The 15557-nt window shown below is 50.5% G+C and carries 12 protein-coding genes; 4 read left to right on the plus strand and 8 right to left on the minus strand.

Translation table 11 applies throughout. From position 1 onward, the window contains the following. Positions 1-7 precede the first annotated feature (7 nt). The 7 genes from nudB to ACO0LI_RS01755 all read right to left on the minus strand — a co-directional run bounded on the left by nudB (position 8) and on the right by ACO0LI_RS01755 (position 6631). Complete coding sequence (nudB, locus tag ACO0LI_RS01725) at positions 8-457, minus strand: dihydroneopterin triphosphate diphosphatase (protein WP_422949649.1); 450 nt, start codon at positions 455-457, stop codon at positions 8-10. Positions 458-653: 196 nt separating this feature from the next. Continuing rightward, a complete protein-coding gene (locus tag ACO0LI_RS01730) occupies positions 654-1133 on the minus strand; it encodes a cache domain-containing protein (RefSeq protein WP_422949650.1) in 480 nt (159 codons plus the stop codon). Between the two features lie 288 nt (positions 1134-1421). Continuing rightward, a complete protein-coding gene (locus ACO0LI_RS01735) occupies positions 1422-2216 on the minus strand; it encodes a CsgG/HfaB family protein (RefSeq protein ID WP_423030492.1) in 795 nt (264 codons plus the stop codon). A 54-nt stretch (positions 2217-2270) separates the two neighbouring features. Further along, complete coding sequence (gene aspS, locus ACO0LI_RS01740; protein ID WP_423030353.1) at positions 2271-4073, minus strand: aspartate--tRNA ligase; 1803 nt, start codon at positions 4071-4073, stop codon at positions 2271-2273. A 61-nt stretch (positions 4074-4134) separates the two neighbouring features. Next, positions 4135-4737, minus strand: a complete 603-nt coding sequence (locus ACO0LI_RS01745) for a DUF502 domain-containing protein (RefSeq protein WP_422949652.1) — start codon at positions 4735-4737, stop codon at positions 4135-4137. 53 nt (positions 4738-4790) lie between these two features. Continuing rightward, positions 4791-5114 (minus strand): FmdB family zinc ribbon protein, encoded by a 324-nt coding sequence (locus tag ACO0LI_RS01750; RefSeq protein ID WP_423030355.1) that lies wholly within the window; start codon positions 5112-5114, stop codon positions 4791-4793. A 92-nt stretch (positions 5115-5206) separates the two neighbouring features. Continuing rightward, entirely contained in the window at positions 5207-6631 is a 1425-nt protein-coding gene (locus ACO0LI_RS01755) for a sodium:solute symporter family protein (RefSeq protein ID WP_423030357.1), read from the minus strand. A gap of 440 nt (positions 6632-7071) precedes the next feature. On the opposite strand from ACO0LI_RS01755, the gene ACO0LI_RS01760 reads away from it, so the two are divergent. Then, positions 7072-7752: a Bax inhibitor-1/YccA family protein gene (locus ACO0LI_RS01760; protein ID WP_423030359.1), complete on the plus strand. Its 681-nt coding sequence runs from the start codon at positions 7072-7074 to the stop codon at positions 7750-7752. A 113-nt stretch (positions 7753-7865) separates the two neighbouring features. Here ACO0LI_RS01760 and ACO0LI_RS01765 read toward each other — a convergent pair whose 3' ends face one another. Beyond that, positions 7866-8870, minus strand: coding sequence for a M20/M25/M40 family metallo-hydrolase (locus tag ACO0LI_RS01765; RefSeq protein ID WP_423030361.1), 1005 nt, complete (start codon positions 8868-8870; stop codon positions 7866-7868). Positions 8871-9166: 296 nt separating this feature from the next. Here ACO0LI_RS01765 and ACO0LI_RS01770 point away from each other — a divergent pair, with 296 nt between their 5' ends. The 3 genes from ACO0LI_RS01770 (at position 9167) to ACO0LI_RS01780 (ending at position 15426) form a co-directional block, all read left to right on the plus strand. Then, positions 9167-10282, plus strand: coding sequence for a GNAT family N-acetyltransferase (locus ACO0LI_RS01770; protein WP_423030363.1), 1116 nt, complete (start codon positions 9167-9169; stop codon positions 10280-10282). 90 nt (positions 10283-10372) lie between these two features. Next, complete coding sequence (locus ACO0LI_RS01775; protein ID WP_423030365.1) at positions 10373-11620, plus strand: exonuclease SbcCD subunit D C-terminal domain-containing protein; 1248 nt, start codon at positions 10373-10375, stop codon at positions 11618-11620. Next, a complete protein-coding gene (locus ACO0LI_RS01780; RefSeq protein ID WP_423030367.1) occupies positions 11617-15426 on the plus strand; it encodes an AAA family ATPase in 3810 nt (1269 codons plus the stop codon). Before ACO0LI_RS01775 ends, ACO0LI_RS01780 begins: the two co-directional genes overlap by 4 nt. The last annotated feature ends 131 nt before the right edge of the window (positions 15427-15557 follow it).

Raw genomic sequence — 15557 nt, forward strand, 5'->3', positions numbered from 1 at the left:
TAGCTTGTTAAACCTTGATCAGCTTTGGCAGTTGCAGTATGGCTTCGGCATTCGATGCGGAAAAACATTTATCCGCTGCATCACGCCATGGCAACCACAGATATTGCAGATGTTCACGCGGTGCCAGTCTGATGGTGACGTCAGGGCTGACACACAGGCCGAACACATGCTCGGTATTTTGCGTTACACCCGGCGCATAGCGATGACGCCACACCGGGTAGATTTCATATATATTGGTCAGACCCCAATCTTGCAAGTCATATTGCAAGGCATCTATGCCGGTTTCTTCCGCCACTTCGCGGATGGCGGTGGTCTGCCAGGCCTCGTCCACGGTATCTTTCGACCCAGTGACAGATTGCCAGAATCCCGCCTTGTCAGCGCGTTCCAGCAAGAGAACATCAAGTGCAGCGGTGTAAATAACGACCAGGACAGATTCAGGGATTTTATGCGTTGACATGCCAGGCCGAAATGATGATCCGGTGTTTTCAAAACCACCATTCTAACGCCTTTGGCTCATCCATATTTGATACCGCAATGTAAAACGGCACTCCTTGAGCAATATGCTCAATAGAATGCCGCTTAAACCAGAACAACGTACCTTAATACAGACCAACGCTGCCTAGAAATATTTTCGCCTGCCTGGTCAGTGATATTTATTTTTTCTCGAAGTAAGTACCCACGCAAACCATGCTGTCACCAGCGCCGCGCTCGCAATATGAACGTTTCAGGTCATAACTCTGCGTCGCAGGATTGTTGAACTTATAAGGGCCATACCAGCCTTTGGACGAGGTTTTCACCAGGTCTATCATGCCCTTGATAAAGGCGTTACCATCTACATCCTTCATGGACATCAGGTTTTTGCCTACCATTTTTGCATTCGCCCCCTGCGCCAGGCAATTGCCTTCAAAGTCATACACGAAGACATATAAGTCTTTTTCCTTGAATGCACCATCAGGATGATCAGTGAAGACTTTGTAGGCTTTTTCTGCGCCAGCTGACTTGACGAGGGCAACGGCTTTTTTGACCATGTCCTGCGCTTCAGCCTCTGAACCATGTTCACCTGCGGCAAGAACCGGTGCCGCGCATGCAGCAATTATTAAACCCAGCGGCAATATTTTTTTAAACTGATGCATCGTCATTTCCCCTCAAAAGTGAACACTTACCTATATGGCAAGTAGGCCAGCACTAGCAATTTATTTCTTTATAGCAGTTTTTTTGGCGCAGCTTCATTCTTGCAACAAGAGTTGACATTAAGGGATACTTGCTGCGCTGCCATAGATATAGAACAAACTAATCTGAGATGGGCGACTGTCAGCAAGCAAAGCTGTGCAGTCTGAACCTTTTATGCAACGCAGCAAATATAAAAAAAGGCCTGCGGAGCAGGCCTTTTAGGTCTAGCAAATAACAACGCAAATGAAGACTTACTTCTTCACCGGCACTGCAGGCGGCATTTCTTTTTCCTGTAACTGCCTGACTTGTGGCACCAGTTTATTGTGCGCATCCAGGAAGGCAGCAACGATGACCTTGGCTTCATTGGTATTACTCCAGCCTGCGCCAAAGCCACCGCCGGCAGCACCAAAGCTGAGGCCGCCCATGCCCAGATCTGTCGTCTTGGCAGAACCGGTTGCCGCTGCCAGTTGCTCTGTGGTTTCATTATCGGTCAACAATAAAACTACCTGAGCTTCCTTGAAGCTGACCTTCTCGGCATAGCCAGTAAAATTCCTGAGGATAGGGATCATGCCCATGATGGCACCAATACCACCACCAGCCTTGCTTTCAGAAAAAGTCAGGCTGGGGGTAATCGTGTATTGCGCTTCGTAGCCTTTGCCCTTGGACACCGTAGAATTTTTACGGATAATGCCCTGGTCCTTGAGTTCCTGTTCTTGTATCACGGCCTTCAGGCCAGACGCACGATCTACCACGCGGAAGCAGCCGCTCTGCTGTGCCAGCAAGCGTATCAAAGGTACAGGTGAAGACGGCAGATTGTACTGGCTGCTCATGGTGTAGCCATTCGGATTCTCGACCAGAGACAGGGTCGCCACAGGCGCATCACACTTGACCAGGGTCTTGCTGGCACCTTTGGCACCAGCAGGACCGGCAGCGCCTGTCACTTCAGAAGTACCTTCACCAAGCTCGGTTTTCTTTTCTCCGCAAGCGGCGAGAAACAAACTACTGCTCAACAATAAAAATAAGGCTGTCTTGTTATTCACTTGCATACTCTTTTCATTGTTGTCAGTTTCATTCATTAATACGTCCTTGCGGATGAAGAATTAAGCGAGTTTTGGTTCTGCTGCACGCAAACGGATATGCAGTTCACGCAATTGCTTTTCATCGACTTCAGACGGTGCTTGTGTCAACAGACATTGGGCACGCTGGGTTTTCGGGAAAGCGATCACGTCACGGATGGATTCTGCACCGGTCATCATGGTGACGATACGGTCCAGACCGAAAGCCAGACCACCATGTGGAGGCGCGCCGTATTGCAGAGCATCCAGCAAGAAGCCGAACTTCAATTGGGCTTCTGCATCATCGATCTTCAAAGCACGGAACACTTTGCTTTGTACTTCAGCACGATGGATACGCACAGAACCGCCGCCCAGTTCCCAACCATTCAAGACCATGTCGTAGGCCTTGGCGATACACTTGCCTGGGTCTGTTTCCATCAAATCTTCATGGCCATCTTTTGGTGCCGTGAACGGATGATGAGTTGCTGTCCAGCGGTCGTTTTCTTCATCATGTTCAAACATAGGGAAGTCAACTACCCACAATGGTTTCCATACGTCTTCAAACAAGCCATTTGCTTTGCCGAATTCACTGTGGCCGATTTTCACGCGCAATGCGCCGATGGCATCGTTCACCACTTTAGCCCTGTCAGCACCGAAGAAAATCAGGTCGCCATCTTGCGCGCCTGTCAGCTCCAGTACTTTTGTCAAAGCTGCGTCATGGATGTTCTTGACGATAGGTGATTGCAAGCCATCACGGCCTTGTGCCTTGTCGTTGACCTTGATGTAAGCCAGACCCTTGGCGCCATAGATGGCAACAAATTGGGTGTATGCATCAATTTCAGAACGTGGCATGTTGGAGCCGCCAGGTACACGCAAACCGACGACACGGCCATTGGCCATATTGGCTGCACCGGAGAATACTTTGAAGTCAACGTCTTTCATCACGTCTGTCAAATCTGTGAATTGCAGTTTGACGCGCATGTCTGGCTTGTCGGAACCATACAGGCCCATGGCTTCAGCAAAGTCCATGACAGGGAAAGGATTTGGCAGATCGATGTCCAGCGTGTTTTTGAAGACCAGACGTATCATGCCTTCAAACATGTCACGAATCTCTTGCTCATTCATGAAAGAAGTTTCGCAATCGATCTGGGTAAATTCTGGCTGGCGGTCAGCACGCAAATCTTCATCACGGAAGCACTTTGTGATCTGGTAGTAACGGTCAAAGTTAGCCACCATCAGCAATTGTTTGAACAATTGCGGAGATTGTGGCAACGCAAAGAAGTTACCAGCGTTAACACGGGATGGCACCAGATAGTCACGTGCGCCTTCTGGCGTGGACTTGGTCAGCATCGGTGTTTCGATATCGATAAAGCCGTTCGCATCGAGGAACTTGCGCACTTCCATCGTTACCTTGTAACGCAGGCGCAGGTTGTTTTGCATTTGCGGACGACGCAAATCCAGTACGCGGTGGGTCAGGCGCGTGGTTTCAGACAGGTTGTCATCATCGAGCTGGAATGGAGGCGTGACGGAAGGATTCAAGACTTCCACTTCATGCGCCAGCACTTCGATCTTGCCGGATTTCAGATTGCTGTTGCCAGTACCGTCTGGACGGTTGCGTACCAGGCCAGTAATGCGCAGGCAGAATTCATTACGTACGGATTCTGCAGCTTTGAACACATCAGCACGGTCAGGATCACAAACCACCTGCACCAGACCTTCGCGGTCACGCAAGTCAATGAAGATCACGCCGCCGTGATCGCGACGACGGTGCACCCAGCCACACAGGCTGACGGTTTGGCCGAGTAATTCCTCAGTAGTGAGGCCACAGTATTGGGTACGCATGGACATATTTCTTACCTGTCTGTATTCAAAATTAAAAATGATTTGATGCAGTGGATAACCACATCATTTATTTGGTGGGGAGATGCTCGGGAGCCACCACGCCCATGGAAACAATATACTTGAGTGCGGCATCGACACTCATGTCAAGTTCTATGGCTTGATCCTTGGGCAACATAAGGAAAAAGCCGGAAGTCGGATTCGGTGTAGTTGGCACATATACGCTGACAAAATCACCTTTAAGGTGATTAACCACGTCGCCACCCGGTACACCGGTCAGAAAACCTATGGTCCAGCAATCGCGGCGCGGATATTCAATCAGCACGGCTTTGCGGAAGGCATTGCCGGACGATGAGAACAGCGTATCAGATACCTGTTTCACGCTGGAATAGATGGAGCTGACAATAGGAATGCGCTGCAACAGGCTTTCCCAGGCTTTGATGACGTAATTGCCAATAAAGTTCTGTGCCAGCAAACCAGTCACAAAGACGATCAACAATGTCAAAATCGTCCCTATGCCCAGCACCTTGAAACCCACCAGTTTTTCTGGACGCCATTCAACTGGCAACAGCAACAGGGACTGGTCCATGGTACTGATAATGGCATGCAGCACCCATAGCGTGATCGCCAGAGGTACTAAAATCAGCAAGCCAGTAATAAAGTATTTACGCATGGTAATCGTCTGCTTTGTGAATGGAACGGCAATAATAAGGGATAAAAGACAATTCAGGCAGCCTTGCCAGCATCGCTGGCAGGCGCAGGCGCACTTGACTCAGCCGCTGGCGTTGTTGCCGGAGCAGGACTTGTCGAAGTTGCAGCACCACCTTCAGCGGCTGGTGCTGTTGGTGCAGCGGCGCCACCGCCAGAGCCATTACGGAAGTCAGTCACATACCAGCCCGAGCCCTTGAGCTGGAAGCCGGCAGCAGTCACTTGCTTGCGAAAGGAAGACTTGCCGCAAGTCGGACAAACACTGAGCGGCTCTTCAGACATCTTTTGCAAAACATCCTTGGCAAAGCCGCATTCTTCACAGCGGTAAGCATAAATCGGCATGGCGTAGCCCTAAAAAAACTGATAAAACCCTGAATTATAAAGGTTTTTGATCAGAATTTGCGCATTGCATCATGCCGTAACCAAAGCCAGTATCAAACTGCCAGCTTCTTGTGTACAAATTGCGGCAGCAAAGACCCGGCTATCATTCCTGTCACACTCATGAGCACACCCACCAGTTGTGGTGGCCACAAGCCTTCCGGAGCAAAAATTTCCATACTGACCCAGCTGACGATGCCAAGAATGATGGACGCCAGGCCACCCTGAGTCGTAGCACGCTTCCAGTACAGACCAAAGGACAGCGGTACAAAAGCAGCAACCAGAGTCACTTTGTAGGCATTCTCCACCATTTTATAAATGCTGGACTGGGTATTCATGGCAAAAATAGTAATAATTGCTGTAAATACCAGCACTACCACGCGCATCATGAACAGGAATTGCTTGTCGCTTTGCTTGGGGAAGAAAGGTTTCAGGATATTTTCAGAGAAGGTCACTGACGGTGCCAGCAAGGTAGCACTGGCGCAGCTCTTGATCGCTGACAGCAAGGCACCAAAGAACATCACCTGGGCCAGCATGGGTACCTTGGTCATGATCAGGGTAGGCAAAATCAATTGCGGGTCTTTATCAATCAGGCCCTCGACCATCTTTGGGTCAATCAGCGTCGCTGAATAAGCGAGGAACATGGGGATGAAGGCGAAGCAGAAATACAATACGCCGCCCAATACAGATGCATTACCGGCAATTTTTTCATTCTTGGATGAAGCCACGCGCTGGAACACGTCTTGTTGCGGTATCGAGCCCAGCATCATGGTGATCCAGGCGGCAAAGAACCACAGCGACTCCTTGGCCGTAGGCTGGGGCCAGAATTCCAGTTTGCCTGCATTTGCGGCATGTTCAATGACGACTTTGGCACCGCCAACCATGCCTGAGACTTCCCAGCCTATATACAACATGCCAATCACGATGATGATCATTTGCAAAAAGTCAGTAATCGCCACCGACCACATGCCGCCCATCAATGTATAGATCAGTACGCTGCCTGCACCGATGATCATGCCCCACTCATTAGTAATATAACCGCCAGATACCACGCTGAACACCAGGCCCAGAGCCTTGATCTGGGCAGCCACCCAGCCGAGGTAAGAAACGACGATACACAGGGTTACCAGCACTTCGGCGGTACGGCCAAATTTATTGCGGTAGTAATCACCTATGGTCAGCAAATTCATGCGGTAAAGCGGGCGCGCGAAGAACAAACCAACAAAGATCAAGCACAGCGAAGAGCCAAATGGGTCAGCCACTACACCTTTCAAACCCTCCTTGACGAAGGTGGATGAAATACCGAGTACCGTTTCCGAGCCAAACCAGGTGGCAAAGACGGTAGCAGTCACCACATACATGGGCAGGGAGCGGCCAGCTACTGCATAGTCCTTGGAGTTATTGACATAACGGGCGGCATACAAACCGATGCCAACAGAGATGACCCAGTACAGGATGACAAACCAGATGAGTGTATTCATGGGGGGAAACGTGCAATGATGTCAATAAAAAACCCGCTTTTTAGCTGCGGGCATTATAGACGTAATAATAGACGCAAATTACACGAAGTTTGATGGGGGACAAGCTGCTTCTGTGAAGTTTTGCGCTTATTTGCTTAAAAAACACGCGAATTTGGCTTATGTATCAGAATGTACCTGTAAATGACATATCCGCCATGAACAAGCGGAGAATTTCGTTCTCTATAAGTAACCATATCGAAAACGATACCGGAAACCAAATACTTATTACATAAGCAACAACTTGAAACACTTTGAAACATGAATTTCTTCATTTCTGTGTATTCAGATAAAATCAGCTGAAACTTGCAAACTTTGCAGTTTTTTTGAACAAGTTGTTAATCCGGCTTGCTCTGTAAAATCTTACTCAGGCAATACTCATCACATTTACGATAGGAACATCCATGGAACTGGCAAGCACCCAGCAAGGTTACGGACCAGCGCGTGAGCGTTTTATCAGCAAGACTTTCAATCATCTCGGCGGCGCGATTCTGGCGTTCACTGCGCTTGAAGTCATTTTATTCAAATCCGGCATTGCCGAAGTCATGGCACAAGCCATGCGCCCCCTGCCATGGTTCCTGATCCTTGGCGCATTCATGCTGATAGGCTGGCTGGCATCGCGCGCAGCACACACGGTAGAAAGCCTGCCACTGCAATATGCAGCGCTGGGCGTTTATATTGTGGCTGAGGCAATTATCTTTATTCCCATCCTGTCCATCGCCAACAAGGTAGCACCTGGTGCCATTGCCAATGCTGGCCTGGTGACCATACTGGCAACCGTAGGCCTGGTCGGTGTTGCCTATGTGTCGCGCAAGGACTTTTCCTTCCTTGGCAGCGTCTTGAAATGGGGTGGCCTGGTTGCCCTGATCCTGATCGCTTGTGGCATGATCTTTGGCTTCCAGCTTGGCCTGTTTTTCAGCGTAGCGATGGTCGCCTTTGCCGGTGCAGCCATTCTGTATGATGCATCCAATGTCATCAACCACTATCCTGAAGACCGTTATGTCGGTGCGGCGCTGGAGTTGTTTGCTTCTGTTGCCCTGATGTTCTGGTATGTATTGCGCATCGTCATGAGCCTGCGTGACTAAGCAGGGATCAGGTATTTATTCAGCACTAAGTAGTTTTAGTATTCAGTAGTTTCATCCATACCAGCCTGCATCTCTGCAGGCTGGTATGCAGTCCTCCCCCTTCCCTTGCCTGCTTACTTCCCGCCTTTATTTGCGTCTGCCACGCCCGCAGCCTGCAAGTCTTTGCTCTTGTTCCTGAAATCTGTGGTCAGCATGGCCTGATCCAACAAGTAACTGGCTTTGGTCAGCAAATCCACCGCACCAAGATAGAACTGTGGATTGATCTTGTCTGCCGTATCTGTGGGCTGGTGGTAATCGGCATGGTCTTCGACGCCAAAATAGATATGTGGCACTCCTGCCAGGAAGAAAGGTAGATGATCTGACTGCTTGGTCCAGTCATCCTGACCCTGTTCTGGCCTGTCATGGCCAAATTTGAGCTTCACGCCTTGCGTACCGTCGAGGCTGTTCAGTAAATTCTTTAGTACAGGTGTATGGTAGGCCCCGCTTGCATACAGCTCCCCCTTGTCGCCACGGGCTATCATGTCAAAATTCATGTTCATGCCTATGCGTGCCATATCCATGACAGGCTTGGCCGCAAAAGCACGTGAACCACTGAGCCCCATCTCTTCAGCATCAAACAGGATGACCATGAGGTCATGCTGAGACGGATTTTCTTTCATGGCAGCAGCAATCGCCAGCACCGCAGCCACGCCAGAGGCATTATCGTCAGCACCGTGGTAAATCTTACCGCCTTTCTCACCAAGATGATCATAATGCGCTGTAATCGCCAGCACAGGCGCGCTCGCATGCCCATTCATACTGCCCGGGCTGCAGGCAATGATGTTCTTACCTTTGCGGCTGGTACCCTGGCGAGTCTGAAATTCAAACTCATGCACAAAATCGTCCTTGCATGGTGCCAGGCCCAATTGCTGCAGGCGGCTGATGATATAGTCACGTGCCAACGCGCTACCCTTGCTGTCTGTCGCACGGCCTGCCATTTCTTCGCTGGCGAGCTTATTGACGTCGATCATGGCCTGCGTCGTGAGAGCTGCGGATTCAGCTGCCTGCACAGGCAAATGTGCTAGGCCGATGGCAAATACTGGCAACAAACTTCTAAGCGCTTGACGAATTCTTGACATGGATCATTAACCTGATGTGTGATGAGAGTGATATTGGTGGATGCTTAATCGTTGCAGCTAACGTTGCAGCTAAATCTTTTACTAAGACAGGCGGTCATCAATATAAGTTCTGCTTACACAAAACACCATAAATTCCTGACATTGATGCTCCAAAATCACGCCAAAAATGGTCGCAAGCTTGCAATTACTGGCATTACATGGCATAAACCCCCACCTGAGTTTATCGCGACAAAGTTTTTAACAATTCCCTGATATCATTTTACAGCCAGCATACGAAGCACAAGATTTATTCATCGATGTCGAACCTCACAAAACTTGTTGTCAACACAGATGCAGAATTTGAAGCCCTGGCGGCTTCATGGCGGCGGCTGGAAACACAAGTGCCGCAGTTGCTGCCTTTCCAGACCTATGACTGGAACCACGCCTGGTGGCAGGTTTTTTCGGATTCATCCTGGTATCACAAAGATGAGCTGGCGATCTGCACCCTGCATGAACAAGGGCAACTGGTTGCAGTAATGCCGCTGACAAATACCCATGTCGGCCTGCACAGCCTGTTCATCTACCGTTATGTGCGCCCCTTTGGCTCAGATCCCAACCTGACAGAAATACGTATACCGCTGGCCTTACCTGTTTACACTGAAACCATCTTGCAGCAATGGGAAGACCTGTCACGCCATGAAACCTTTGGCCTGACCGAATTCCAGGTTATCCACACCAGACAGCACGCGGCGCATTTTTTGGCCAGCAATGCGGCAGTGCATCCGCTGGAAGCGCGGGATATTCCCAACTACATCCTGCATCTGAACGAGAACTGGGCGAGTTTTAAATCCGGGCTCAAACGCAATATCAAGGAATCCCTGCGCCACTGCTATAACTCACTGGCGCGTGACAACCTGAGCCTGAAGCTGCAAGTCTGGCAAGGCAGCGATGAAATCAAGCCCAGGATGGGTGAGTTTTATGCCTTGCACGCGGCCCGCGCAGGTGCCAGCAATACGGTGGAGCATCCAGATTATTTTGCTGATCCCAAACATCGCGCCTTCATGACAAGTTTGCTGTCCAATGATTTTGGCCAGCGCATGCGCCTGTTCAGCCTCGAACTCGATGGCCGCGTGGTTGCCATGCGCCTGGCATTTGCCATGGGAGAAGAGCTGTATCTCTACTATTCAGGCTATGACCTGAAGTTTGCCCGCTACAGCGTCATGACGACTTTGCTGGCAGAAATCATACAATGGTCATTTACACAGAACTTCAAGCGCGTCAATTTATCGGTAGGCGAAGATGTATCAAAAACCCGCTGGAGCCCAGCCGTCACGGAATATGTTGAATACCAGTGCGTGAAAAACCAGACCTGGCGCAAGACAATGGGTAGCACCATCCTGAAGATGCGCAAATCACGTCGGACAAAACCCTGATCCCCTCTTACATCACTAGATAAAAAACGGCTACACTTGCCTGTGTCGGCATACCCTGCCATCTGTATTTGCATAGGCTAAGGAAAACTCTTGCGCTTCATCCACACCTCAGACTGGCACCTGGGCCAAACCCTGCACAGCGCCGAACGCGGCCTGGAACACCAGCATTTCCTGGACTGGCTCATCACTACGCTGGAACAGCAACAGGCAGATGCATTGCTGATCGCCGGTGATGTGTTCGACAATGCTAACCCGTCTGCCAGTTCACAAAAACAGTTTTACCGCTTCTTGCAGCAAGCCAAGGCACGCCAGCCCAAACTGAATATCGTCATCATCGCAGGCAACCATGACTCACCCGGCAGGCTGGAAGCGCCCGGCCCGCTATTGGATGGCATGGATATCAGTGTCATAGGCATGGTGCCTCGTCTGGTAGATGGCAGCATCGATATAGCCGCCATGGTCTTGCCATTGCGGCAGAATGATGAAATTACCGCCTGGTGCCTGGCGGTGCCTTTTCTGCGCCCTGGCGACGTACCACGGGTAGAAAATGCCAGCGATCCCTACATGGCGGGCATCGCCCAGTTATACAAGGATGTGGTGGCACATGCACTCTGCCTGCGCCAGCCTGGCCAGGCCATCATCGCCATGGGGCATTGTCATATGGTAGGTGGTGAAATATCGGAAGACTCTGAACGCCGCATCGTCATCGGCGGTACCGAAGCTTTATCGGCCAGCATGTTTGACAATGAAATTACTTATGCGGCACTGGGCCATTTGCATCTGGCGCAAAGAGTCGGCAAGCAAGAACACCTGCGCTATTGCGGCAGCCCCTTGCCCCTGTCTTTTTCTGAAGTCGATTACCAGCATCAGGTCTTGTGTGTGGATATTGAGGGAGACAAACTCACTCAGGTAACACCACTGCACGTACCAAGGACGGTTCAACTTTTGCGCATCCCCAAACAGGCTACAGCTCTTGCCACTGTGCTGGACGCACTCGATAGTCTTGATCTCGCCAGTATTACTGATGCGAGCAAAGGCAGGCACTATGACCCATATCTTGAAGTCCGGGTAAAGCTGGAAGCACCAGAGCCCGGCCTGCGTGCCCGTATAGAAAGCTATATCGAGGGCAAGCCCTTGCGCTTGCTGAAAATAGATACGCATTACCCAGGCAAGGAACAGGATGACAATAGCAATGAACAGGCAACGCAGGATACGCTGGACCGCCTGCAGCCAGAAGACATCTTCCGCCGCCTGTATCAGGGTAAATACCAGCAAGATGCACCGGGCGACATGCTGCAGGCTTTTGGCGAACTCCTGCATGGTGAGGACGTGCAATGAAGATACTCGCCATACGCGGTAAAAACCTGGCTTCACTCGCAGGTGAATTTGCGGTCGACTTCACGCAAGAACCCTTGCAGTCTGCTGGCCTGTTCGCCATCAGCGGCCCCACTGGTGCGGGCAAAAGTACCTTGCTGGACGCGCTGTGCATGGCCTTGTATGAAAACACGCCAAGACTGATCAAGGCAGGCACGACAAAATTACCGGATGGTGCAGATGCGGTGACCCAGCAAGATACCGGCAACCTGTTAAGACGCGGCACTGGCGAAGGTTATGCTGAAGTGGATTTCGTCGGCACTGATGGCAATGCCTATCGCTCACGCTGGAGCGTGCGCCGCTCTCGCAATAAAGCCACCGGCATCTTGCAGCCGACAGCCATGTCGCTGCATCAGTTACCGCAACTGCAGCCCATAGGCGGCAAAAAAACTGAAGTCAAGGATGAAATAATCAAACGCCTTGGTCTTAAATTTGAACAATTCACCCGCGCCGTTTTGTTGGCACAAAACGAGTTTTCCAGCTTCTTAAAAGCTGATGACAATGACCGTGGCGAACTGCTGGAAACCCTGACTGGCAGCGACATCTACGGCCAGATTTCACAACGCGCCTTTGTCCGCGCTAAGCTGGAACGCGAAGCGCTGGAACGCTTTCACGTACGCCTGGCAGACAACAAACCATTGAGCGCAGAAGAACGCACGCAACTGGATACAGACCTGGGCATCAGCAAAACCCGGTTGGAACAACTGGACGCACAACTCGCAGAGCTGCAAACACATCTGCGCTGGCATGCCGATGACAGCAGGCTGCTACAGGGCGAACAGCAAGCGCAGCAGCAATTGCAAATACATGAACAGGAAAAAACAGCAGCCGCAGCAAGAACCGCTTATCTGCAACAAGTAGAAAGCATACAAACTGCGCGCCCACTGCTGACAGAACTCGAACGCCTGCAACAGGCAATCAGCACAGGACAGGCAGAAATCGCTACGGCCCACAGCAACATACAGACGGGCACACTCAGCGCACAAGAAAAACATCTGGCCTTGACACAAGCACAGCAAGCATTGCAGCAAGCCGAACAGACACTGCAAGAAGCAGCGCCTTTGCTGGATGCCGCCAAGGCCCTCGACAGCAGCCTGAACATCTTGCGTAGTAACTGGCTGGCCGCACAACAAACAAAAGTGCAGGCAGAACAGACACTGACAACTGCAAGGCAACAACTTAAGAGCAAACAGGCGGACCTGGCACAACTACAGAAAAAGCAGCAAGACCTGCAAATATGGCTGACCCAACATGCTGGCTTGCAAAGCCTGGCCAATAACTGGACAGCATGGGAATTATTATTGAAGCAGGCAGCAACTGCCAAAAAAGATGCGAGCTACCAGCAACAGAACATACTTGATCTACAAAAACAAAAAGACAGGCAAGAACAATTATTGGCAGAACGCGCTCTACAACTCCACGCAAGCGAACAAAGCTGGATAACTACTGAAAAATTACGCGAACAAGCGGCAGCAAAACTGGCACAGTTTGACCTGCCGGGCATGCAAGCACAAAGACTGGCACTTGATCAAAGGCGCGAACTGTTAAGTAATGCTATTGACTTGCACAAGCAAATGCATGAACAGACGCAACGCAAACAGGTTTTGGAAACCCAGCAACAAGCCAGTCATTTGAACATGCTGGCTACAGACAAAATCATTACCCAGATCCAGACTCAATTACCCAGCCTGATTGCTGCAAAAGAACAGGCAAATAAAAGCCTGCAACTGACCCAGGCCGCCTGCAACGCCAATGTAGAAAGCCTGCGTGATGCCCTGCAAGATGAGCAAGCCTGCCCAGTCTGCGGAGCGACTGAACATCCCTACAAAACCGGCAACCTGCAATTGCATGCCTTACTGGTGCAATTGGAAAATGAACTCAAGCATTGCCAGCAAGCAGAACAAGACCAACGCCAGTTACTGGCAACCGCAACGGCTGAACACAAGCAATATCAACAACAGCAAAAACAATTACAGCAAGAACTGACGGTATTGCAGCAGCAGGAACAAATCGTAGCAAGTACATGGCAAGCGCACAGCATCGTCACTGAATTGCGGATAGCGAAAATTGATAATGAAAAAACCAGCACCTGGTTAAGTCAGCAACAAACTGACTTGCAAAAACAAGTTCAGCAATTGCTTAAGACCGAGCAAACCTATCAGCAAGCAACAAAGGCCAGGGACGAGGCATTTTCCAATACAGAAAAAGTACGGCGCACCCTGCAAGAACATAGAGACAGTCACACAGCATTAGTTCATGCCCTTGAAAAGTTCACTGTCGCATTGGCGCAGGCAACAGAAAAAGAACAGGATGCCAGTCAAAAACTGGATGACGCCCTGGCCCAGTTAGCAGCGGCATTTGCAGCGCAATCAGATGAAGGTAGCAGTTGGCAAGACAACTGGCATACATCCCCATTGGAATTTCAGAATCAATGCGCAATCCATGTACAACAATGGCAGAGCCATCAACTTGCATTCAGCCAGAGTACCGAACAAATGGCAAAGCTGCAACTGGAAATCGACAAACTGCAAGCACAATCCCAGCAACTGGAAGAGCAATTTTCCGGCGACAATAAACGTTATCTGGATGCAGATGCTGCATTAAAACAGCAGCAAGCCAAACGACAGGAATTATTCCAGGGGCGTGCCGTCAGTGAGGCAGAAGCGCAGTTCACACTGGCCATCAATCAGGCAAAAGCAGTACTGCAAACCCAACTGCAAGCGCATGATGAGATACGCCATCAACTGGCACGCCTGCATGAAGCACAAGAACAAATCAATAAGCGCATCGCCCAGCAAAGCCATGAACTGCACGTCGCAAGTGAAAAACTGCAGGACTGGATAACTCAGCAGCAAGCCGCTGTAGAAAACCTGGACGTAGCACACTTGCGCGAATTGCTGACACATCCACATGCGTGGATCAATGCAGAACGCCAGGCCATGCACGCCATCAATAATGCGGTTCAGCAAGCAGCAACCGTGCTGCGAGAACGCAGCCAGCAAAGGCAACAGCACTTGCTACAACGCCCCGCTCCATTTAGCTTTGCTGAAACAGGATCCATGCAGAATGAGACTGAGCAAGAACGTGAGATCGCGCCAACTGAAATAGGCGAGAGCGAGCATCTGCAATCCGTGTTCAGCAAGACCAGTGAGAAACGCCAACAGGCACAGCAAGAATACAGTCGCCATCAACTCGCGATGGCACAGGATGAGGCACGCCACCAGCAAGCCAAGAGCCTGATCGCCACCATGCAGGAGCAAGAAAGCCAGACCCGCCTGTGGGCACAGATGAATGAATTGATAGGCGCAGCAGACGGTAAAAAGTTCCGCAACTATGCCCAGCAAATCACACTCGACGTCTTGCTCGCCTATGCCAACCAGCACCTGCACCAGCTATCACGTCGCTACCGCCTGCAACGCGTGGCAGACACGCTGGCACTGATGGTCATAGACCAGGACATGGGCGATGAACAGCGCTCAGTGCATTCACTGTCTGGCGGCGAATCTTTCCTGGTATCGCTGGCCTTGGCGCTAGGCCTGGCATCATTATCAAGCAACCGCATCAAGGTCGAATCCCTGTTCATCGACGAAGGCTTTGGCAGCCTCGATGCAGATACCCTGCGCATCGCCATGGATGCTCTGGACAGCCTGCAAGCCCAGGGCCGCAAAGTGGGTGTGATTTCGCATGTGCAGGAAATGACCGAACGGATTGCGACCAGAGTGGTCGTGCAGCGGGTGTCTGGGGGGAGTAGTTTAGTGGGAGTGGGTTGAGTGGAGTAAGTTGGTCAAGTGAATTACTGATGAATAGCAAACTAAACAAAGCAAATATAAAGTATCGATTGCATAAAAAACATTTTTAATGCTAATGTAATAATATTTTATTATCATCAATTTACTCTGCA

Origin of the sequence: Undibacterium sp. Tian12W (genome assembly GCF_049339405.1) — a bacterium.
In the GTDB taxonomy this organism is placed as follows: domain Bacteria; phylum Pseudomonadota; class Gammaproteobacteria; order Burkholderiales; family Burkholderiaceae_D; genus Undibacterium.

Bases quoted from the DNA above. Each gene is read 5' to 3' on its own strand.
- nudB (WP_422949649.1), bottom strand. From the start codon at position 457: ATGTCAACGCATAAAATCCCTGAATCTGTCCTGGTCGTTATTTACACC.
- ACO0LI_RS01730 (WP_422949650.1), bottom strand. From the start codon at position 1,133: ATGCATCAGTTTAAAAAAATATTGCCGCTGGGTTTAATAATTGCTGCA.
- ACO0LI_RS01735 (WP_423030492.1), bottom strand. From the start codon at position 2,216: ATGCAAGTGAATAACAAGACAGCCTTATTTTTATTGTTGAGCAGTAGT.
- aspS (WP_423030353.1), bottom strand. From the start codon at position 4,073: ATGTCCATGCGTACCCAATACTGTGGCCTCACTACTGAGGAATTACTC.
- ACO0LI_RS01745 (WP_422949652.1), bottom strand. From the start codon at position 4,737: ATGCGTAAATACTTTATTACTGGCTTGCTGATTTTAGTACCTCTGGCG.
- ACO0LI_RS01750 (WP_423030355.1), bottom strand. From the start codon at position 5,114: ATGCCGATTTATGCTTACCGCTGTGAAGAATGCGGCTTTGCCAAGGAT.
- ACO0LI_RS01755 (WP_423030357.1), bottom strand. From the start codon at position 6,631: ATGAATACACTCATCTGGTTTGTCATCCTGTACTGGGTCATCTCTGTT.
- ACO0LI_RS01760 (WP_423030359.1), top strand. From the start codon at position 7,072: ATGGAACTGGCAAGCACCCAGCAAGGTTACGGACCAGCGCGTGAGCGT.
- ACO0LI_RS01765 (WP_423030361.1), bottom strand. From the start codon at position 8,870: ATGTCAAGAATTCGTCAAGCGCTTAGAAGTTTGTTGCCAGTATTTGCC.
- ACO0LI_RS01770 (WP_423030363.1), top strand. From the start codon at position 9,167: ATGTCGAACCTCACAAAACTTGTTGTCAACACAGATGCAGAATTTGAA.
- ACO0LI_RS01780 (WP_423030367.1), top strand. From the start codon at position 11,617: ATGAAGATACTCGCCATACGCGGTAAAAACCTGGCTTCACTCGCAGGT.